Origin of the sequence: Nonomuraea antri, assembly GCF_013283785.1 — a bacterium.
GTDB classification, from domain to species: domain Bacteria; phylum Actinomycetota; class Actinomycetes; order Streptosporangiales; family Streptosporangiaceae; genus Nonomuraea; species Nonomuraea antri.
Genome location: NZ_JABCPZ010000017.1, coordinates 19,412 through 38,919, shown reverse-complemented (window position 1 = coordinate 38,919; position 19,508 = coordinate 19,412). Strand labels below are relative to the sequence as shown.

The 19,508-nt window shown below is 72.5% G+C and carries 22 protein-coding genes; 8 read left to right on the top strand and 14 right to left on the bottom strand.

The genetic code is table 11. The annotated features are described in order from the left end of the window. Nucleotides 1-55: 55 nt before the first annotated feature. On the bottom strand, nucleotides 56-793 hold the full coding sequence (locus HII36_RS08660; protein WP_173522559.1) for a phosphotransferase family protein: 738 nt from the start codon (nucleotides 791-793) through the stop codon (nucleotides 56-58). A gap of 80 nt (nucleotides 794-873) precedes the next feature. On the opposite strand from HII36_RS08660, the gene HII36_RS08655 reads away from it, so the two are divergent. Then, nucleotides 874-1,731 (top strand): helix-turn-helix transcriptional regulator, encoded by an 858-nt coding sequence (locus HII36_RS08655; protein ID WP_328807643.1) that lies wholly within the window; start codon nucleotides 874-876, stop codon nucleotides 1,729-1,731. 10 nt (nucleotides 1,732-1,741) lie between these two features. After that, nucleotides 1,742-2,470, top strand: coding sequence for an SDR family NAD(P)-dependent oxidoreductase (locus HII36_RS08650; protein ID WP_328807642.1), 729 nt, complete (start codon nucleotides 1,742-1,744; stop codon nucleotides 2,468-2,470). A 17-nt stretch (nucleotides 2,471-2,487) separates the two neighbouring features. On the opposite strand, the gene HII36_RS08645 is transcribed toward HII36_RS08650, so the two are convergent. Together HII36_RS08645 and HII36_RS08640 are read right to left on the bottom strand one after the other, a co-directional pair. Beyond that, nucleotides 2,488-3,522 carry a CU044_5270 family protein gene (locus HII36_RS08645; RefSeq protein ID WP_173522557.1) on the bottom strand — a complete coding sequence of 345 codons (1,035 nt, stop codon included), beginning with the start codon at nucleotides 3,520-3,522 and terminating at the stop codon, nucleotides 2,488-2,490. After that, the gene (locus HII36_RS08640; protein ID WP_328807641.1) at nucleotides 3,519-4,031 is read right to left on the bottom strand and encodes an RNA polymerase sigma factor; all 513 of its coding nucleotides are present in this window, start codon (nucleotides 4,029-4,031) and stop codon (nucleotides 3,519-3,521) included. The genes HII36_RS08645 and HII36_RS08640 overlap by 4 nt, the downstream gene beginning before the upstream one ends. 154 nt (nucleotides 4,032-4,185) lie before the next feature. On the opposite strand from HII36_RS08640, the gene HII36_RS08635 reads away from it, so the two are divergent. Continuing rightward, nucleotides 4,186-5,289 carry a tetratricopeptide repeat protein gene (locus tag HII36_RS08635; protein ID WP_173522556.1) on the top strand — a complete coding sequence of 368 codons (1,104 nt, stop codon included), beginning with the start codon at nucleotides 4,186-4,188 and terminating at the stop codon, nucleotides 5,287-5,289. A 14-nt stretch (nucleotides 5,290-5,303) separates the two neighbouring features. Here HII36_RS08635 and HII36_RS08630 read toward each other — a convergent pair whose 3' ends face one another. The 4 genes from HII36_RS08630 to HII36_RS08615 form a co-directional block, all read right to left on the bottom strand. Beyond that, a complete protein-coding gene (locus HII36_RS08630) occupies nucleotides 5,304-6,032 on the bottom strand; it encodes an RDD family protein (protein ID WP_173522555.1) in 729 nt (242 codons plus the stop codon). After that, nucleotides 6,029-6,415, bottom strand: coding sequence for a PadR family transcriptional regulator (locus HII36_RS08625; RefSeq protein ID WP_173522554.1), 387 nt, complete (start codon nucleotides 6,413-6,415; stop codon nucleotides 6,029-6,031). The genes HII36_RS08630 and HII36_RS08625 overlap by 4 nt, the downstream gene beginning before the upstream one ends. 93 nt (nucleotides 6,416-6,508) lie before the next feature. Next, nucleotides 6,509-7,843, bottom strand: coding sequence for an FAD-dependent oxidoreductase (locus HII36_RS08620; protein WP_173522553.1), 1,335 nt, complete (start codon nucleotides 7,841-7,843; stop codon nucleotides 6,509-6,511). Nucleotides 7,844-7,862: 19 nt separating this feature from the next. Next, nucleotides 7,863-8,441: a TetR/AcrR family transcriptional regulator gene (locus HII36_RS08615; RefSeq protein ID WP_173522552.1), complete on the bottom strand. Its 579-nt coding sequence runs from the start codon at nucleotides 8,439-8,441 to the stop codon at nucleotides 7,863-7,865. A gap of 244 nt (nucleotides 8,442-8,685) precedes the next feature. On the opposite strand from HII36_RS08615, the gene HII36_RS08610 reads away from it, so the two are divergent. Next, nucleotides 8,686-9,123 (top strand): hypothetical protein, encoded by a 438-nt coding sequence (locus HII36_RS08610; protein WP_173522551.1) that lies wholly within the window; start codon nucleotides 8,686-8,688, stop codon nucleotides 9,121-9,123. 33 nt (nucleotides 9,124-9,156) lie between these two features. Here HII36_RS08610 and HII36_RS08605 read toward each other — a convergent pair whose 3' ends face one another. Together HII36_RS08605 and HII36_RS08600 are read right to left on the bottom strand one after the other, a co-directional pair. Further along, nucleotides 9,157-9,633 (bottom strand): helix-turn-helix domain-containing protein, encoded by a 477-nt coding sequence (locus HII36_RS08605; RefSeq protein WP_173522550.1) that lies wholly within the window; start codon nucleotides 9,631-9,633, stop codon nucleotides 9,157-9,159. 84 nt (nucleotides 9,634-9,717) lie between these two features. Continuing rightward, nucleotides 9,718-10,212 (bottom strand): hypothetical protein, encoded by a 495-nt coding sequence (locus HII36_RS08600; protein ID WP_173522549.1) that lies wholly within the window; start codon nucleotides 10,210-10,212, stop codon nucleotides 9,718-9,720. Between HII36_RS08600 and HII36_RS08595 the strand changes: the two genes are divergently transcribed. Beyond that, nucleotides 10,205-10,699 (top strand): hypothetical protein, encoded by a 495-nt coding sequence (locus tag HII36_RS08595; protein WP_173522548.1) that lies wholly within the window; start codon nucleotides 10,205-10,207, stop codon nucleotides 10,697-10,699. The two genes, HII36_RS08600 and HII36_RS08595, sit on opposite strands and share 8 nt — an antisense overlap. Before the next feature lie 17 nt (nucleotides 10,700-10,716). Here HII36_RS08595 and HII36_RS08590 read toward each other — a convergent pair whose 3' ends face one another. Next, nucleotides 10,717-11,373 (bottom strand): helix-turn-helix domain-containing protein, encoded by a 657-nt coding sequence (locus tag HII36_RS08590; RefSeq protein WP_173522547.1) that lies wholly within the window; start codon nucleotides 11,371-11,373, stop codon nucleotides 10,717-10,719. A gap of 67 nt (nucleotides 11,374-11,440) precedes the next feature. Beyond that, nucleotides 11,441-12,190: an HAD family hydrolase gene (locus tag HII36_RS08585; RefSeq protein ID WP_173522546.1), complete on the bottom strand. Its 750-nt coding sequence runs from the start codon at nucleotides 12,188-12,190 to the stop codon at nucleotides 11,441-11,443. Nucleotides 12,191-12,551: 361 nt separating this feature from the next. Here HII36_RS08585 and HII36_RS08580 point away from each other — a divergent pair, with 361 nt between their 5' ends. Both HII36_RS08580 and HII36_RS08575 read left to right on the top strand, forming a co-directional pair. Continuing rightward, complete coding sequence (locus tag HII36_RS08580) at nucleotides 12,552-13,526, top strand: RNA polymerase subunit sigma-70 (protein WP_173522594.1); 975 nt, start codon at nucleotides 12,552-12,554, stop codon at nucleotides 13,524-13,526. Between the two features lie 69 nt (nucleotides 13,527-13,595). Then, nucleotides 13,596-14,783 carry a TIGR03086 family metal-binding protein gene (locus tag HII36_RS08575; protein WP_173522545.1) on the top strand — a complete coding sequence of 396 codons (1,188 nt, stop codon included), beginning with the start codon at nucleotides 13,596-13,598 and terminating at the stop codon, nucleotides 14,781-14,783. 7 nt (nucleotides 14,784-14,790) lie between these two features. On the opposite strand, the gene HII36_RS08570 is transcribed toward HII36_RS08575, so the two are convergent. Continuing rightward, complete coding sequence (locus HII36_RS08570; protein ID WP_328807640.1) at nucleotides 14,791-16,227, bottom strand: SulP family inorganic anion transporter; 1,437 nt, start codon at nucleotides 16,225-16,227, stop codon at nucleotides 14,791-14,793. Nucleotides 16,228-16,694: 467 nt separating this feature from the next. Here HII36_RS08570 and HII36_RS08565 point away from each other — a divergent pair, with 467 nt between their 5' ends. Next, complete coding sequence (locus tag HII36_RS08565) at nucleotides 16,695-17,111, top strand: MerR family transcriptional regulator (RefSeq protein ID WP_173522593.1); 417 nt, start codon at nucleotides 16,695-16,697, stop codon at nucleotides 17,109-17,111. A gap of 124 nt (nucleotides 17,112-17,235) precedes the next feature. Here the strand turns inward: HII36_RS08565 and HII36_RS08560 are convergent, their stop codons facing one another. Then, a complete protein-coding gene (locus tag HII36_RS08560) occupies nucleotides 17,236-18,114 on the bottom strand; it encodes an AMIN-like domain-containing (lipo)protein (protein ID WP_173522543.1) in 879 nt (292 codons plus the stop codon). A gap of 36 nt (nucleotides 18,115-18,150) precedes the next feature. Continuing rightward, nucleotides 18,151-19,359, bottom strand: a complete 1,209-nt coding sequence (locus HII36_RS08555; RefSeq protein WP_173522542.1) for an FAD-dependent monooxygenase — start codon at nucleotides 19,357-19,359, stop codon at nucleotides 18,151-18,153. Nucleotides 19,360-19,508: the final 149 nt, after the last annotated feature.

Sequence of the window (19,508 nt, the reverse complement as noted above, 5' to 3'; positions counted from 1 at the left end):
TATCCGAATTCGTATCTTCAGTCGTTGATCTACTTTGTAAAGGCGCGGCCTTGGTTCACATCCTGGCTCTCAACACGTCGAACTCGCAACCCGGCGAGGACGGGTCGAAGCCGTGCTCGATCAGCCAGCGCGCCGCACGCAGGCTCCGCAGCGACCACCATCCGCGGATCGCGTCGAGGTCGACGTCCGCGCCGTAGCCCGCGATGACGTCGCCGAGGTGCTTCTCGTGCCCGAGCGTCAGGCTGGCGAGGTCGAACAGGGGATCGCCCTGGGCCGCCTCGGACCAGTCGATCACGCCGGTGACCTCGTCGCCGTCGACGAACACGTGGCTGACCTGCAGGTCGCCGTGCGCGAACACCGGCGTGAACGGTCGCAGCGCGGCCTCGGCGACCTGGCGGTTGCGGGTGACCAGGTCGGCGGGCAGGACGTCGTTCGCGAGGAGCCACGCGCATTCCGCGTCGAGTTCGGCGGCGATCTCGTCGAGGCCGCGCCCTGGCCAGGGCGGCAGCGGCGCGTCGTGCAACCTCCGCACGGCGGCGCCGGCCGCGGCCCACGCCGCGGGTGACGCGGTGGACGGCCGGCCGAGGCGGCCGAGCGCCGTGCCGGGGAGCGCGGCGAGCGCGAGCACGGGCGGCTTGCGCCACAGGACCCGGGGAGTCGGGACGGGCGCCCTGGCCATCGCCTCGACCTCGACGTCGGTGCGCGCCTGGTCGGTGTCGATCTTCAGGAACACGTCGCCGACGCGCAGGGTCGCCCGCTCGTGATGGGCGACGACGACCTCGACCTCATCCATCCGGTCATTATCGCGAGCTGATCAGTGGCCCGCGAAACGGCCGCCGCTTGCGGTGTTCGGCCCGACCTAGCATGGGTTTCGTGGACATCACCAAGCTCCCCGCGGAGGCGCGGGCCAGACGTTCGGCGGAGATGCGCGAGTTCCTGCGGTCGCGGCGGGCCCGGGTGACCCCCGCCGACGTGGGGATGGCCGCCGGTGACGTCCGCTCGCGCCGGACGCCCGGGTTGCGCCGCGAGGAGGTCGCGGTGCTGGCCGGGGTGGGGGTGTCCTGGTACACGTGGCTGGAGCAGGGCCGGGAGATCAACGTGTCCGGCGAGGTGCTCGACTCGATCGCCCGGGTGCTCCGCCTGGACGCCGCCGAACGCGAGCACCTCTACCTGCTGGCCGGGTCGAACCCGCCGCGGCTGCCACCGGCGGCGGTCCGGCAGGTGCCCGACGGGTTGCGCCGGGTGATCGACGCCTGGCTGCCCCGTCCCGCGTACCTGATCGACCGGCACTGGAACCTGGTGGCCGTCAACCGGGCGGCCGAGCTGATCTTCGGTTACGGCGAGGACGACCACAACTGTCTGGTCACGTTCTTCACCAGCACCCGCTACCGGTCGGCGCTGTGCGACTGGCGGGACGCGGCGAAGGCGATCGTCGGCCAGTTCCGGGCGGACGCCGCGCGCTATCCGGACGATCCGGAGTTCGGCCGGCTGGCCGCGGACATGTGCGCGGCCAGCCCGGAGTTCGCGGAGGTCTGGGCCGAGCACGACGTCGGCGACGCGACGTCCGGCAGCAAGACCGTCACCCACCCCGACGCCGGTGATCTCACCTTCGAGTACACCGCGCTGACCCTCCCCGATCTGCCCGGACATCGGCTGATGCTGCACTCACCGGCGGCCGGTACGGACACCGGGGAGCGGCTGGCCGCCCTCCTGGGGGTCGCGGCCGGGTAGCGGGAGGGTGGTGGTGGTAGACCCCACGTCCGGCATGGGCCTGGCCACCGCTCGCCGTCTGCTCGACGAGGGCGCCTACGTCGTCATCACCGGGCGTGACGAGTCCCGGCTGGCGCGGGCGGCGGCCGCGCTCGACGCGGGGCCGCGCCTGCTGACCGTCCGCGCCGACGTCGCGAGCCTGGCCGACCTGGACGTGCTGATGCGCCGCGTCGAGACCTGGCGCGGCGGCCTGGACGCGGTGTTCGCCAACGCGGGCACGGGCGTCTTCAAGCCCGCAGCCGAGCTGACCGAGGCCGATTTCGACCATTCCGTCGACGTGAACTTCAAGGGCGTGTTCTTCACCGTGCGTAAGGCGCTGCCGCTGCTGAAGGAGGGCGGCGCGATCGTGCTGAACGCCTCGTGGACGTTGTATCGCGGGCTGCCGATCGCCTCCGTCTACTCGGCGACCAAGGCCGCCGTCCACAATCTGGCGCGCACGCTGGGCTCGGACCTGGCGCCGCGCGGGATCCGCGTGAACTCGGTCAGCCCGGGCTACATCGACACCGAGATGTACCGCGGTGCGAACACCGGCCCGGAGGCCGATGCCCGCAACGCCGCGCAGGTGCCGCTGGGCACCGTCGGTCACGCCGCCGAGGTGGCGGCCGCCGTGGCCTTCCTGGCCTCCGACGACGCCTCCTACATCACCGGCCAGGACCTGGTGATCGACGGCGGGCTGGTCGGTTCCTTCCCCAACCGGTAGGCCTGTTCCGTAGGCGTTCATTCGGTGGCGGGCGGCGCCGGCTCGGTGTCGGTCCAGCCGGACTCCAGCACCAGGTTGGCCCGGTCTCCCTTCTGCGGCGTGCCGGTGACCTCGTAGGTCAGCACCTTGGAGGTGCCCGGGTCGATGATCAGCCTGCCCTGGCCGGGCCGGCCGCGCTGGAGCGGGAAGGTCACCGAGACGCCCGGCCGTCCGCGCGGATCGGTGGCCGGGCCTTCGACCCGTACGCCGGGCAGTGTCGCCAGCGCCTGGTAGGCGGCGGCGCGTACCCGGGGGGAGGCGGGGAGCTGGTACAGGAGCGAGGCCAGGGTGGACGGCAGGCCGTCGGCCACGGAGCCGGCGAAGTCCTGATCGCGGCGGATGGCCTCGGCGGCTCGCTGCTTGAGCGCCTCCGGGTCGGCGGGCAGGGCCTCGATCTCCTTCATGGTCATGGGCCTGGCGCTCCAGTAGAGCTTCTGCTCTCCCTTGAGCCGGGTGAGCGTGCCCGCTTCCGGGGAGGTGGAGTGGACGCCGCCGTCCTCGCCGATCTCCCATTCCGCGGGCGAGCCGTCCCTGCGCCAGGCGGCCGTGTCCAGGGGGTGCGCGGCCAGTCGCCTGCGGCCGATCCAGGCGCGGCCGTCCTTGGCCATCCACTGTTCCATGAGGTAGGAGGTCCGGAGGTGGTAGGTGTCGCCGGTCCTGCCGTACGGGCCCGCCGTGCCCACGTCCAGTTCCTTGAGACGCCAGTAGGCGCCTTGCGGGGCCGCCTCGGCGCGGGCCGCGGCGGCGAGCAGGATCGACGTGTCCGGCAGGGAGGTGACGTCGGGGGAGTGCGTCGGGGTGAGGACGTCCTGGCCGAACAGGACCGCCGCCGCGGCCACGGCCGCCGCGAGCCCGACGGCCGCCCCGGCCCGCCACGCCAGGCGCCGGGCCGGCCGGGGCGCGGGCGCCGGCGTCGCCAGGATCGCCGCACGCAGCTCCCGCGCGCCGGGCCCCTGATCCGGCGCGTGGGGTGCCGGGTCGATGGCCTTCACCAGGTGGTCGATGTCGCTCATGCTTCCCCCATCGCGATCGTCAAGGACGCCTGCCGCTCCAGCGCCGCCGCCATCCGCTTGCGCGCCCGGCTCAGCCGGGTACGGGCGGCCAGGGCCGTGCCTCCCATGACGGTGGCGATCTGCCGGCTGGTCAGGCCCTCCCAGCAGGCCAGCGCCAAGACCTCGCGGTCACGCGCGGGGAGCTGGTCGAAGGCGGCGCGCACGTGGTCCAGGTCGACCGGGCTGACCGGCCGGTCGGCGGCCAGCTCCGCGCGCAGGCGTTCGGCGAGCACGGCTCTGCGCACGTCGCCGCGCTGCCGGTTGGCCAGCACGCGGCGGGCCACCCCGTACAGCCACAGCAGCGCCTCCTCGCCCTCGGGCACCTCGCCGATACGCCGCCAGGCGGTGAGGAACGTCTCGGAGATGACGTCGGCGGTGTCGTCGGGCGAGCCGGTACGGCGGGCGGCGTACTGATGTATCGCCGGGTAGTAGGCGTCATAGACCGCTTCGAAGCGATCTCGGTAGGTCACAGGGTCTCCTTGGCGAAAGGTGCCGGACACCTGGTACATGTCCGGCACCCCGCGAAGTGTGGCACCTCGACCGCCGATGGGCGCCGTCGTGACAAAATGATCAAATAGCCGGAGAATGTGCGAAGTCGGCGGACGCTATCGAGCGAGGTCCTCTTTGTCCTTCGAACATTCCGATGAGCGCATCGCGAAGGCGCAAGCGGCACTGGCCGACCTCGTCGCGACGCTGTCCGCGCAGGGGCTGCCGGCCGAGGCCCTGGGGTACGAGCAGCAGATACTGGCCCGCTACCGTGAGCTGGCTGCCGCCGACCCGTCCCGCCGGGGTGAGCTGGCCTCCAGCATGAACAACGTCGCCGCGACGTTGTCGGAGCTGGGCCGGGTGGCCGAGGCGCTGACGCTCGTCGAGGAGGCCGTCGCCCTCTACCGCGGCCTGGTCGCGGCCGGCGCCGGGCGGTACGAACCCATGCTGGCCGCCGCCCTGTCGAACCTCGGCACGCAACTCAACCGGACGGGCCGGCCCGAGGAGGCGTGGCTCATGGAGCTGGAGGCGGTCACGCTCTGGCGCGCCCTGGTGCCGGCCGATCCCGGCCGCCTGCCCAGCCTCGCCGGCTCCTTGTCGAACCTCGGCATCCACGCGGCGGACCTGGGCCGCTTCGAGACGGCCCTGCAGCTCGAACGGGAGGCGCTGGCCATCCGCAGGGAGCTGGTCGCCGCCGATCCCGGCGGTTTTCTCGCCGACCTGTGCGCCTCCCTGTCGAACTGCGGCAACCGGCTGGGCGACCTCGACCGTCCCGAGGAGGCCCTGCCGCTGTACGAGGAGGCGATCGCCATCCGCCGCGAACTCGCCAGGGACAACCCTCCGCGCCACCTCCCCAGCCTGGCCTCGGCGCTGTTCAACCTCGGCATGCGCCTGGAGGAGCTCGACCGGCCCGCCGACGCGCTGGTGGCGGGGCGGGAGGCGTACGACATCCGCGAGTCGCTGGCGGACGACGATCTCGACCGTTTCCTGCCGTGGCTGGGCCGCTCGATGGCGATGGTCGCCCGCCTGCTGGGCAAGCTGGACCGGTGGGAGGAGGCGATGCCGATCGTGCAGGAGGGTCACCAGGTCTACACCTACCTCATCCAGGCCGGGACCCCCGCCTCCTACCAGGACCTGGGCGTGTTCCTGAGCGCCAGCGCCGACGTGCACGAGCGGCTGGGGTTCACGGACGAGGCGCGGATCCTCCACGAGGAGCTGCGGCTCCTGGACGGCCTGAGGTAGGCGCCGCACCCGAGTCACACCGTGGACGGCGAGCCCTGCCGCGCCGCCCGGACGACCTTGGTCCCGATCAGGAGGTCGAGCAGCCGGCGCCGGTCGCCCCACAGCACGGGCAGCCAGTCCAGCCAGGCGACCGGTCCCACCAGCAGGCTGAGCCGCCGGCCGAGGCCGGCGGCCGGGTGCGGGCGCAGCCCGGACTCGGTCACGACACACAGTTTCAGCAGGCGCTTGCCCGGGGTCGTCCCGGTCAAGGACTCGATCAGCCCCAGGCCGACGATCGACCAGAGCATGGCGAGCGGCACGCCGATGGAGTAGAGGAGCCCGGCGTAGTCGTAGACGCCGGATTCGCAGATCGCGGACGGGCCCACGCTCATGCACCCGTCACCGATCTTGACGTACACCAGGGGCGGGAACGAGAGCGCGAAGCCGTTGCCCAGGTCGGGGAACTGGCGGATCGCCTGCACCAGCAGCGTGAGCGTGACGCCGACCAGCGGCAGGTTGTCGATCACGACCGCGGCCAGCCGCGCGTTCATGGGCGCGGGCGGCGCGGAGCGTAACTCGGCGAAGGAGGCCGCGGCCTCTCTCGGGGTGCCGAGCCGGCTCAGGGCGTGTCCCAGTTCGCCCGCCTCGGCCGCGTCGGACAGGTGCGCGCCGAGCTCGGCCTTCGCCTTGTCTCGGGCCGGGCCCGTCAGATGGCGTCCGACCCGCTCGGTGTAATCGTCGATGATCTCTTGGTCGTTGCTCATTCCCGCACCTCGTCAAGGGTGTCGAGGAGTTGTCGCATCCCGTCGGCCAGGCTGTTCCACTCGGCGCGCAGCAAGGCGAGGTGGGTGCGACCCTCCGGAGTGATGACGTAGTACTTGCGCGGCCTGGCCCGGCCTTCCGCCTCCCAGGTCGCCAGGATGTGGCCGGAGTCCTCCAGCCGGTGCAGCAGCGGATAGAGGGTGCCCTCCTTGATCTCCAGGACGCCCTCGCCGGTTTCGCGGAGCACTTTGAGCAGTTCGTAGCCGTATCGGCGGCGGACGCCGAGGACGGACAGCACGGCCAGCTCGGTCGTGCCGCGAGAGAGCTCGCGGCGCAGGCGAGCGACGGACGCTGATCCTGGCGGCGTCTCGGTGCCCTCAGACATGAGACCACGGTACGACCCGATACCTTGCGTGGCAAGGTATCGGGTCGCATCGACTTCAGGGAGGGGCGGGATCCGCTGCGGGCGACCCCGCGCTCAGTCCGAGAAGACGGCGCGGCGCAGGGCCGGGACCGCGCCGCACAGCCGGAAGAACGTCCGCGCGGCCGCCCGGACGGCGCGACTGCGCAGGACGGCCAGGCGCAGGTACCAGGTCGCGGCCCGCACCGCGCCGAAGCCGTGCCGCAACATGGCCCGCTCGTACGCGGCGAGCGCGGGCAGCAGCTCCTGCTCGCCTCGGTGGACCGCGATCAACGCGCGGCGCAACGCGTCGGCGTCGAACAGCGCGGCGTTGCCGCCGAGCCCGCCGACCGGCGGCATGTGGTGGATCGCGTCGCCCAGCAGGGTCACGTTCGTGGTGGGCCAGGGTCTCACCGTGGCCGCGGCGGCGAAGTCGAAGCGCTCGATGGTGTCCGCGGGCGTCCGGCCGATCAGTTCGCGCAGGTCGGGATGCCAGTCCGCGAGGCGGGACGTGACCAGGTCGCGCAGCCGCCGCCCGTCCGCGCCAGGCAGGTCGGCGGGCAGGTCACCGGGTAGATCGACGGGCGGTTCGGGGGGCAGTTCGTTCCGGTGGGCGACGAAGGCCCACATGACGTAGTCGTCGTCCTTCATGTCCTGGATGAGCAGGTCCGGGTCCAGGCCGGCGGCGCGCAACCGGTCGCCGGCGCGCTCGGCGACGGCCGCGCCGCCCTCACGGCGCCGGAACACCGCGGTGAACAGGAAGTCCCGCTTCGGCAGGATCATGTTCTTGGTGCTGGACATCTCCCTGGGCAGCCAGGCCGTCTCGTCGCCGAGCCGGAGCTTGCCGCCGATCCCGACGCCGGGCGCGTCGCGCTGTCCGGCGTGCGGCAGGAGCTGGCGGCGTACTCGTGAGCGGACGCCGTCCGCGCCGACCAGCAGGTCGCCGGTGGCGGAGGTGCCGTCGGCGAACAGGGCGGTGACCGTGCCGTCCGCGTTCTGCCGGTAGCCGGTGAACTCCTTGCCGAACCGGACTACGCCGTCCAGCCCGGCGAGCAGCAGCCGGCGCAGCGTGATCCGGCTGACCGCGTGCGTCCGTTCTGACGGGCCGAGCCCCGGGGGCGGGTCGTCCTCGCGCATCAGCAGCCGCAGCCGCTCGGTGAAGACGCCCATGCCCGGGCCCGGATCTCCGGCGGTGGCCACCAGGATGTCCCAGAGGTGCGGGGGAAGGCAGTCGTGCAGGGCCCGGCTGCCCACCGGTTCGATGTTGAGCCGGTACCCCTGTGAGCGCGCGTCGGGCGCGGCGTCGCGTTCGTAGACCTCGACGCCTATCCCGGCGGCGTGCAGGCCCTGCGCGAGGCAGAGCCCGCCGATGCCGCCGCCCGCGACGATGACGCGCAGTGATCTCGTGGACATGAGCCGTCTCCTCCCTGGGTCATGCGGGTAACAGCAGCCGGTCGAGCAGCCCGAGCACGTCGTCGGCGCGGTCGGGGGTCAGGCTCGCGCCCTTGACCGTGGCGATGATCAGCTCGGCGCCGGCGGCCGGATCGACGCCCGGCGTCAGCGCGCCGTCCATGGCGGCCTCGGCCAGCAGGGTGCGCAGGGAGTTCCGCCAGCCTTCCTCGCGGCCGGCGATGATCTCCCGCAGCTCGGGGTCGCGCCGGGCGCGCAGGTCCAGCTCGCGCAGCACCGCGTGCAGCTCGGGCTCCTCGACGATCTTCCTGCGGAGTGCGGCGAGGTGGCCGCGCAGGCGCTCGGCCGGGCTGCCGTCCTGCGGCGTGGTCGACCAGAACTGCCGGGTGCTGTGGTCCACGACCGCCACCACCAGGTCCTGCTTGGTGGGGAAGTGGTGGTGGATCGAGGAGTGGTCGATGCCGACGTGGCCGGCGACGTCCCGCAGGCGCAGTCCCTCGAAGCCGCGTTCGGCCAGGCGCTGGTACGCGGCACGGACCAGAGCGTCGCGGCGGTCCGTGGCCGTCGCGGCCGGTGGCCTGCCTCGTCGGGTCGTCGCCATCCGAGCTCCTTAATCCACCAACCAGTTGGTGGATTAATAACAGACGCGTCGACGCGATGTCAATCGACCCCTGCCGCGGAGAGCCCGGTCCGTGGCCGGTCGGTGTCCTGGTGCGTGCCCTGTGCCTGCGGCAGCCTGCTGATGAGCGGCTCGGATCGCGACCACGTACGCGAAGGCGCGCCGCGCGAGTCCTGGTCCCATGCTCCGCTCAGGACAGCCATGCCCCACGACGAAAGGAACCGACATGCGTACCTGGCGCAGAAGACTGACGACGCTCGCGGCCGCGGTCGCGGCGGTGGGAAGCCTCGCGATGACCGGAAGCCCGGCGACCGCCCAGGAGAACCGGGCGGGCCCGCTCGCCTGTGGCCCGGGGAAGGTGTTCCTCGACGGCATCAGGGCCGTCGACGTCCTCGAGGAGGGCGATCGGGACGAGGTGTACATCCTGAACGAGGACCGCGTGAAGATCTGGCCGACGACCGCGGCCTACGTGTCGATGGCCGAGGGCCAGCGGGTCGAGGTGGACAAGTGCGTCTCGGTCGGCGCCACGCTCCGGCTCTGGGACGACGACGGCCCGCTCAACCCGGACGACTTCATGGGCCTCACCACGATCCTCACCGAGGAGACCGTCAACCACTTCTTCGACAACGGCAGCAGCTTCTACCGGCTCGGGGCCATCGCCTGATGTGGCTCTGGTGAGGTCGCCCGGGCGTGCCGTTCAACTGACCTCGCCGGGAAGCTCCTCGTGCGTCGGCGTGAGTGAATCGGCGATGAGGACACTCAAGGCCGCACGCCCGTTCCTGCAGGCGTGCTCGGCCTGACCGAGAGCGTCGTGCGCGCGGACGAGACCGTCACGCGTCCGCGTGCGCGCGCTGCCCTCCGCCTGCGACGCCGCTACCGGTGCCGGCGCCTGGGGGTGAGGACCGGGCCAGTCGCGTTCGGTGACCTGGGTGGTGCCGCGGGCCATGGCCGCCATCCTGGCCCGTTCGGCGCGGTCGAGGCCGAGCGCCTCGCCCAGGAGCCGTAACGACGTGCTGCGGGCGCGCGGCAGCCCGTCCCCCTCCAGCCGCCGGACGGTTCGGACGCTGAGCCCGGAGCGCGCGGCCACGTCCTCCTGCGTGAGTAACGCGCGTTCCCGCCAGCGCCGCAGCAACGCCCCCAACGACTGCTGGTCCCGGCGTGTCCCCTCTGGCATGTCGTCTCCCGCCGCTCGTCCCCGGTCCGCTCGGCTCCGCAGCGGCACCCCTCGACGGCCGCGGGCCTCCTGTGAACACTTTCCTCAACCGGCTCGGGACGCGCATCCGCTGCCTGGCCGACCTCCGGGTACTCCACTCGACGTATTCGGGGGGCCGATCCGCCGACGACCTGGGGACATCAGAGGCGTCCCGGGGTCGGCGACGGGGACCTCGCTCACGCCATGACCGGCCCGGGCCCGTCCCGTCGGCCGGCGTTCGAGGAAGCGCCGTTCCGCGCCGTCGCCGGTGAGGTCTCGCGCCCGCCGGTACGCCTCGTCGCCACGCCCTGGGCGGCGCTCCACGACCGGCGAGCCGGTCAGCGCGCCGAGCCGGTCGTACAGGGCGGCGATCAGTTCGTCGTTCCAGCGAGACCGGTCCTGGTCGTCGGGCAGCAGTCCGGTCCGCGCGCGGCCCGGCCACAGCGCCTCCGCGGCCGGCTCGCCGTAGCGCTCATGGCCCGTACCAGCCGACTGCGCCATCGCGGGTTCGGGCACCGGGAAGGCGCGGGCGCCGGCAGGGGAGAATGGGACGGTGATCACCGACTCCCTCGACGACGACTGGCTGATCGCCTGGCACGACGAGCTCGACCAGGCGTTGCGGCCTTTCCTGGACGGCTTCGAAGCCACCTACGGCTACCCGCCCGACGCCAACGCGATCGGTTCAGCCGAGGGTGACAAGCACCTGAGCCTGCCCGATCCGCTCGCCGGCTTCTATCGAGTGATCCACGAGGTCTCGCTGCCCGACATCGGAAACGGCTACTTCATCCACTGCGCCTGCCACGTCCACGACGAGCTCGTGACCCAGGGCCCCGTCGACCTCCCCGGCCCGGCCTCGGGCACCGTGTTCGCCAGCGACGGCGGCGGCGTCCTCTACGCCATCACCGGGAGCGGCGAGGTCCATCGGTCGCGGGCGGCGTCCAGAGACGAAGACTTCGCCCCGATCGCCGAGGATCTCACGGACTTCCTGCGACAACTACGGCACGCTGTGCTCACGTTCATCCGGACCGGAGAACCCGGCAAACTCTGAGCTTCCGCAGCCCGGCGTCACAGGCCGCCGATGCGGCGACCGGTGATCTGGTGCGGGACGATCCGGATGTACAGCCGCCGATCGCCGCCCGCCCACGGGGTGAGGCCGGTGTCGGCGAGCTTGTCCACCTCGTCGTCCGGCACGTGGTGGGCCGGGCCCTGGACGAGCACGCTCCAGCCCTGGCGTCGCGCTTCGTCGATCCTGTCCACCTCGAAACCGATCTTGATGTCCACGTCTTTCGTGCCGCTGCGCAGGTCCTGGTCCATCGGGCCGCCGTAGGCGGTGCGGAAGACGATGGCGCCGTCGTGCAGCCGGTAGTTGACGGGCAGGGCCGTCGGGCCGTGCGAGCCGCTGAACACGACCCGGCCGATGCCGCCGGAGGCGATCAGACGCAGGCATTCCCCGGTGTCCAGGGTCTCGAGCACGGGGGCCGCCAGTGCGGGCCCTGGGCCGGGCGGCCGGTCGTATCCGCCGCCCAGCAGGTCCTGGACGGTGGTCTCCAGCGCGTCGGCCAGGCGGACCATGGTGCCCCGGTCGGGCACGTCCAGGTGGGTCTCCATGTACTGGAGGTACCCGGCGGACATGTCCGCGCGGTCGGCGAGCTGCTGCAGGGTCAGGCCGAGGCGTTCGCGGTGGTAGGTGAGGCGGTGTCCGAAGTCGCCGGTTCCTGGCATGACTACTTCCTTCGCGATGGGGGTGGAGGTGCGCGGTGGAGGTCTTCGGGGGTGGGCGTCCAGGCGTTCATCGCCGTCCTGCGGGGACGTGCCCGGTGACCGTCAGTTCGGCCAGGTCACTCACCACGACGTCGGCCCCGGACGCGCGCATCTCCGCCGCCCGGGAGTCCGCCCGGTCCACGCCGACGACCAGGGCGAAGCCGCCGCGGCGGCCGGCTTCGACGCCGGGCAGCGCGTCCTCCACCATCGCCGCCTCTCCGGCCGGCAGGTCCAGGCGGGCGCACGCCTCCAGGAACAGCGCCGGGTCCGGTTTGCCCGGCAGGCCCAGCCGGGCCGCGTCCTCGCCGTCGACCAGCACGTCGAACAGGTGGATCAGGCCCGCCGCGACCACGACCTGACGGCAGTGCCTGCTGGCCGACACCACCGCGGTACGGCAGCCGCGCCCGCGCAGCTCGTGCAGCAGGGCGACGGTCGAGCCGTACGCGGCCACGCCGTGCTCGTCGACCTCCCGGGTGAACAGCGCGTCCTTGGCCCGGCCGAGGCCGTGCACGGTCGGCGCGCCCGGCTCGTCGTCCGGTCCGCCCTCGGGCAGGTGGAGGTCGCGGGAGGCCAGGAAGGTGCGCACGCCGTCCAGGCGGGAGCGGCCGTCCACGTGGCGCAGGTAGTCGGCCCGGACGTCGAACGGCGCGGACCGGCCGCGCAGGAAGGCGTCGAAGACGTGTTTCCACGCGGCGGCGTGCACCCGGGCGGTGTCGGTCACCACGCCGTCGGTGTCGAAGACGACGGCCCGGATCCTGGTCAGGTCGATGTCGGGCATACCGGCGACGCTACCCGCGGGCTCCGGCGCCAGACAGGGACTTTGGTCCCTAGTCGGGCCACCGCGTGAGGACACGTCCCCGAGGACCCGCGTCGGACCGTGGGGCTGCGGGCGGGCGGAGGTAAGCGGCGGTTCTTGCCGCAGCCGGTCGTTCGGCTCGGCGGTCTTGGCGGCAGCGGGTCCTCAGGTTCGGCGGTCTTAGTCGCAGGCGGTCGTCAGATTCGGTGGTGCTTGTCGCAGCGGATCGCCGGGTCCGGAGGTTTAGTCGCAGGCGGTCGTCAGGTTCGGTGGTTCTTGTTGTGGGCGGTCGTCGGTCGGCCGGTTCTTGTCGTAGTCGGTGGTTAGGGTCGCTGGGGTGAGCATGCTTCAGGACTCCGGCGCCGGGCAGGACCGGCTGCTGGCCGCCGCGCGCCGCGGTGAGCACGCTGCCTTCGACGCGCTGGTCGCGCCGCACCTGCGGGCGCTTCACCTGCACTGCTATCGCATGCTCGGCTCACTCGACCAGGCCGAGGACGCGCTGCAGGAGACGCTGTTGCGCGCCTGGCGCGGTCTGGGTGGTTACGAGGGCCGCTCGCCGCTGCACCACTGGCTGCACAGGATCGCGACCATGGCGTGCCTGCGGGCCGTCGAACGGCGTGGGCGGCTGCCCGTCGTGGCCGCCGAGGTCGATCAGCTGCAGCCCTATCCCGACACGCTGCTCGCCGAACTCGACCCGGCGCTGCTCGTCGAGCGGCGCGAGGAGGTGGCGCTGGCCTTCGTCACGGCTTTACAGCTGCTGCCGCCGACCCAGCGGGCCGTGGTCATCCTGCGCGAGGTGCTGTCCTGGAGCGCGGCCGAGGTCGCGGCGCTGCTGGACCTCAGCGTCCCGGCCGTCAACAGCTCGCTGCAGCGTGGCCGGGCCGCGCTGCGCGCCAGGGCCGCCGCGCCGCAGCGGCCGCTGATCGACTACGAGCGGCAGCTGCTGCGCCGGTTCGTGGACTCCTGGCGCCGGCGCGACCTGGACGCGCTGGCCGGCCTCCTCCGCGAGGACGTGATCTTGCGGATGCCACCGGAACAGGTCGAGATCAGCGGCCGGACGGCGGTGACGGAGTTCTTCGCCACCCGGCCGGCCGACGGGCGGCTGGACCTCATCGACCTGGTCGAGATCGCCGCGAACGGCCAGCCCGCCCTGGCCGCCTACCTACCCGACCAGGCCGGCGCCTGCCGCGGCTACGGGATCATGGTGCTGTCCCTGGCCCAGGACGGGGTGGCGGAGATCGTCGGTTTCCCCGATCCGGGGCTGTTCGGCTGGTTCGGGTTACCACTGGCGGCAGGGAATTCGGCGGCCGTGCGATGAGTCGGTGTCGCGGGCCGGATCTGTCAGGGGAACGGTCGCGCCCGCGACCCCGCACCGGAGGCGGCTCCCATGGATCCTCGTACCGTCGTCGAGCCCTACTACCACGCCTGGCAGCATCTGGCCGGTGACCTGAGCCAGGTCCCGCTGGCCGACGACTTCGCCTTCACCGGCCCCGTCGCCGGCTTCACCGACAGCGCGAGCTATCGCGCCATGGCCCGCCAGGCCGGCGCGGCCGTGCGCGCCTTCCGGGTACGTCATCAGTTCATCGACGGCGACCTGGTCTGCTCCATCATCGACTGGGAGATGGACCCGCTGCCCGGCACGCTGACCGCCGCCGGACTCCTGCGCGTGCGCGACGGGAAGATCGTCTCAGGCGAACTGCTCTACGACGCCGAGCAGCTCCGCCGCACGATGTCCCCCGCCGCCCGCCCGAACCTGCCGGACCGGGCGGGCCAGTCGGACCAGCCGGGCTGGGCGGGCCAGCCGGACCGGGAGGACCAGCCGGACCGGGAGGACCTGTCGGGTCAGCCGGACCTGTCGCGCCTGTCGGGTCTGTCGGGCCAGTCAGATCGGAAGGACCTGTCGGACCGGGAGGACCTGTCGGGCCAGCCGGGCCAGCCGGGCCGGGCGGGCCAGTCAGATCGGAAGGACCTGTCGGGCCAGCCGGGTCTGCCGGGCGTGCCCGACCTGCTGGGACGTAGCCATGCCCAGGTCGTCCGGTTGCTGGAGCAGGTCGGCGCGCACCACTGGGACACGGTCGGCGCGGGCGGGAAATGGACCGTACGCCAGACCGCACACCACCTGGCCGGCGCGCTGCTCCTGCTCGCCCGCTTCGCCGAGGGTGAGCAGCCGGATCCGTCCGAACTCGACGAACAGCGCCAGGCCGACACCGACCATCTAGGCCCCGACCCCGCCACAGCCTTCCGCGCGATCGCCGCACGGTCGGTGGCCGCCTTCGCCGCCCCCGGCGTGCTGGAGCGCCGGTACGCCTTCATGGGCGCCACCGTCCCCGGCGCCACGCTGGCCTCGATCGCGCTGCAGGAGTCGCTGGTCCACGGCTGGGACCTCGCCACCGGCGCCCACCTGCCGTACCACGCCGACGACGACGTCGTGCGCGCGGTCTGGGAGTACGCGGCGAACGCCGTCGGCGACGTCCAGCGTCGCGCGGGCCGGTTCGCCGAACCGATCCCGGTCCTGCCGACGGCCCCGCTGTTCACCCGGCTGCTGGCCCACCTGGGACGACGCGTCCAGCCCTGACCGCCCGTCACGACACGGCGCCACCGGACAGTTCCCCGGACAGGGCGTCGTGCATGCGCGCGCTGGGCTGGTTCAGCCCGACGATGCGGACGGTCTTGCCGCGCGCGGCGTACTTGGCCTCGACGGCGTCCAGGGCGGCCACCGAGGAGGCGTCCCAGATGTGGGCGTCGGTCAGGTCGATGACCACGTCGTCGGGGTCGGTCGCGTAGTCGAAGCGGGAGACCAGGTCGTTGGACGAGGCGAAGAACAACTCGCCGGTCACCGCGTAGACGACCTGCCGGCCGTCGGGGTCGACGACGGCGGTGACCCGGGCCAGGTGCGCCACCCGGCGGGCGAAGATGACCAGGCCGGTCAGCGAGCCGGCCACGACCCCGATGGCCAGGTTGTGCGTGGCGACCACGACCGCCACCGTGATCACCATCACGCCGATCTCACCGGCCGGCATGCGCTTGAGCGTGGCCGGGGCGACGGAGTGCCAGTCGAAGGTGCCGAACGACACCAGGATCATCACGGCGACCAGCGCGGCCATCGGGATCTGCGAGACCAGCGGGCCGAACACGATGCACAACACCATCAGCATGACGCCGGCGGTGAAGGTGGACAGGCGGGTGCGGGCGCCGTTCTTGACGTTGATCATGGTCTGGCCGATCATGGCGCAGCCGCCCATGCCGCCGAAGAAGCCGGTGACGATGTTGGCGACGCCCTGGCCGATGGACTCGCGGGTCTTGGAGGAGCGGGTGTCGGTCAGGTCGTCGACCAGCTTGGCCGTCATCAGCGACTCCATCAGCCCGACCAGGGCGAACCCGACCGCGTACGGCGCGATGAGGGTCAGGGTGTCGAGCGTGAACGGCACGTCCGGCAGGCCGGGGACGGGCAGGGCCGACGGCAGCGCGCCGCGGTCGCCGACGGTCGGCACGGCCAGGCCGGCCCCGATGGTCAGCGCGGTGAGCGCGGCGATGGAGATCAGCGGGGCCGGGACCACCTTGGTCAGCCGGGGCAGGAACACCATCAGCGCCAGCGCCGCGCCGACCAGGGGATAGACGATCCGGGGGACGTCGATGAGCTCGGGCACCTGCGCCATGAAGATCAGGATCGCGAGGGCGTTGACGAAGCCGACCATGACGCTGCGCGGCACGAATCGCATCAGTCTGGCCACGCCGAGCGCGCCGAGCGCGATCTGGACGAGGCCGCCCAGGATGACGGTGGCGATCAGGTAGCCCAGGCCGTGCTCGCGCGCCAGCGGGGCGACGACCAGGGCGATGGCCCCGGTCGCTGCCGAGATCATCGCGGGACGGCCGCCGACGACGGCGATGACCACGGCCATGGTGAACGAGGCGAACAACCCGATGCTCGGATCGACCCCGGCGATGATCGAGAACGAGATCGCCTCGGGGATCAGGGCGAGGGCGACGACCAGCCCGGACAGGATCTCGGTCCGGGCCACCGAGGGCTTGAGCCATGCGGGGCGTCCGGGGCGTAGCCGGGCGGCCAGGGACGCGGACGGGCCGGCGGGTACGGATGAACGGGGCAAAGACGTCCTAACAGCGGCAGGCGGAACACAGCGGGCGGCGTGCCACCAGCCGGGCCGGGCGGAGAGCACGAAAGGGCGCCCGCGCACGGGCGACCCCGGGGATTCGGGGGCGGACGGCAGGCCGGACGACGACGTCAGCGGCGCTGCCGCGGGCGGGTCACGGCGGGCAGCAGGCTGTGGTGATCAAAGGCATGCGCGCGTCGATGTTCCTCACCTCGGGTACGGCCATCGGCAACTCTACCTTAACGTTAGGGTAGAGATTCGGTGGGGTCACCGGCTGAGCAGAGAGGTCGTGTCAAGGCATGGATGGATCAGCGCTGTCCGCCGGCCAGGAAGACGTCACGCCCCCGGCGACCAGCGGGGGAGACCGCGAGGGGCACATGCACATCGGGCAGGTGGCGGCGCGCACCGAGCTGTCGCTGCGCACCATCCGGCACTACGACGAGGTCGGCCTGGTCCGGCCGTCGGCGCGCACCCAGGGCGGCTTCCGCCTGTACACCGAGGCCGACGTTGCCCGGCTGATGGTGATCCGCCGGATGAAGCCGCTCGGGTTCACACTGGAGGAGATGGGCGAGCTGCTGTCCATCACCGACCGGCTCGACGACGGCGGCGGCGCGGCGGGGGGCCTGGCGACGGCAGAGCGCGAGCACCTGCTGGCGCGGCTGGGCCGGTTCGAGCAGGCCGCCCGCGAACGCTGCGAGGCGCTGCGCACCCAGCTGAGCCGGGCCGAGGAGTTCGCCGCCGACCTGCGCCACCGCGCCGACCAGCTGACCGGCGGCGGCCCCGCCGCACCGTGACCTCGCCGTCCCCGGCACGTGACGCGGGACCGCCGCCGGTAACCCGCAGTGGCGACCCTTCACGAGCGGGATGGGATCGCCGAGGCGCGGGCGGGATCACGGTCGCGCGTTCACGGTCGCGCGTTCACGGCTCCAGGCACCGCGGGATGGAGTCGCCGCGCCCGTCCGGCCGCTGGGTGTGACCTGCGGCGTCGTAGATCTTCACCCACTTGATCGACGGGAACTGCTTGAGCGTGGGCCTGATCTGGTCCGCGATCGTGTACGCGGCCCCGCCGCTCCCGCACGGGCCGGTGAGATGCACGCGGGCGACACCCCGCTCGACGGTCAGCCTGCTGAAACCGGTCGACTTGGAAGCGACGAACCGCAGCCCCCGCGCCCGTTCGGCCTGGGTGGGCCCGGCGAACAACCGCTGCAGCGCGCCGAACGCGGTCGCGGGCGCGATCACCGGCCGCCGCACGGCCGTGTCACGGTCGTCCGCGCCGCGGAAGTAGGCACGCACCGGCACGGTCCGGTATGGGGTGGCGAGGTCGATCACGACCCTGCTGGGCCTGGTCAGCGTGTAGACCTTGACCGGCACGCGCCGGGCGAGTCCGACGCCGAAGGTGAGCGTGGCCTCGAAGTCGCCGGTGTTGACGACCTGGATGACGCCGGGCAGCGCGTACGTCCTGCGCTGCGGGCCGTAGGTGACGTCGCCGCGCAGGTCGTGCCCGTCGGCCCCGTCGAAGCGGACCTGTAACAGGGCGCCGCCGACCACGTGCACCCGGTGGCCGGAGCCGTCGGCGAACAGGCGTGGCACGTACCGGACGTCGTGGGTGGCGGGCAGGCGGCCGCGGAACTCGAAGACCAGCCGGTCCAGGCCGGGCTGGTGCGCGGCGCGGACGTCCACCAGAGTGGGCGTCGCGGACGCCTGCCGGGTGGCCTGGGCGGGTACGGCCGGCAGGCCGGTGGCGGTGATGACCATCGCCGTGGCGATGAGCGGGCGGACCAGGCGCATGGCGATCATCTCTTTCCCCGTGAGCGTTCCTGACACCAGCGTGAGTCACGCGGTCGGCGGCGGGTAGTCCTCAAAGGTCATCGAGTTGTACAGGCGCGCGCTCTTGGTGGCCAGGCGCAGCAGGGCGCGACCAGGCCCCGCGGGCAGGGCGGAGATCAGCCGGGCGCCCTGGGCCAGCCCCCGCACGCCGAGGCGGGAGGCAGGGATCAGGGTCTTCGCCGCGCTCAGCGCGACCGCGCGGCAGCCGCGCACGTGCTCGGCCATCGCGCGCTGGTAGGCGGGGTAGGCGCGCTCGTGGTCGCCGCCCGCCCGGGCCAGCTCGCCCGCCAGGACGTAGGCGCCGACGACGGCCAGGCTGGTGCTGCCGCCGACGGCCGGGCCGGGGCAGTAGCCCGCGTCGCCGGCGAGCGTCACCCTCCCGCGCGACCAGGTGTCCATGCGGAGCTGGGTGATCGAGTCGAAGTAGAAGGCCGGGGTGCGGTCGAGCTCGTCCAGCCATTGGTCCACGTCGGCGTGCATGCCGGCGAACGCATCGCGCAGCGACTCCTTCTGCCGGTGCACGTCGTGGTGGTGAGGGTCGAGCTCGTGATCGCTGCGGAACAGGAACAGCGCCCGCGCCTCGCCCAGGTGCCGCGCGCCGTACACGCCGACCGTGCGGCCCACGCCGACGTGCAGGACGAGCTCGCGGTCGAGGCCGGCACCGTCGGGCAGGGTCACCGCGCCGAGGTAGGCCCCGATGAAGGCGCTGAAGCGGGACTCCTCGCCGAAGACGAGGCGGCGCACGTTGGAGTGCAGCCCGTCCGCGCCGACGACCAGGTCGAACCGGCGCGGCGCGGCGTTCTCGAACCACACCTCGCCGGTCGGCGAGATCACCGTGATCGAGTCGCCGAAGAGGTACTCGACATCGTGGCGGGTGGCGTCGTGGTAGATCTCGCTCAGGTCGTCGCGCATGATCTCCAAGTGCCGGTCGGAGGTGGCGCCGAAGATCTTGGTCAGGTCCGCCCGGATTGGGTGCCGCGCGCCCTCCTGGTGAATGGTCATCCGCTGCGTGCCGGTGGCCCGCTCCTCGACGCGCGCGAGCACGCCCATCTTCTCGGAGATGTTCATCGCGGGCCGGAACAGGTCGACCGCCTGGCCGCCGGTCCTGCGCAGCGACGGCGCGCGCTCGACGACGGTGACCTCGAAGCCGTTCCTCGTGAGCCAGTACGCCAGGACCGGACCGGCGATGCCGGCGCCGGAGATGAGAATGCGCATGTCACCCTTCCTCGTCAGTCGATCGGTCAGGCCGCCCGTGCGGCGTGGACCGGGCCCGGGGTGGTCCTCCGCCGACTTTTCTCTGTCACGCTGTAAGAGTTAGCCAGGTCTTACGGCTTGTCAAGGTTAAGTCGGCATGCGTACCATCC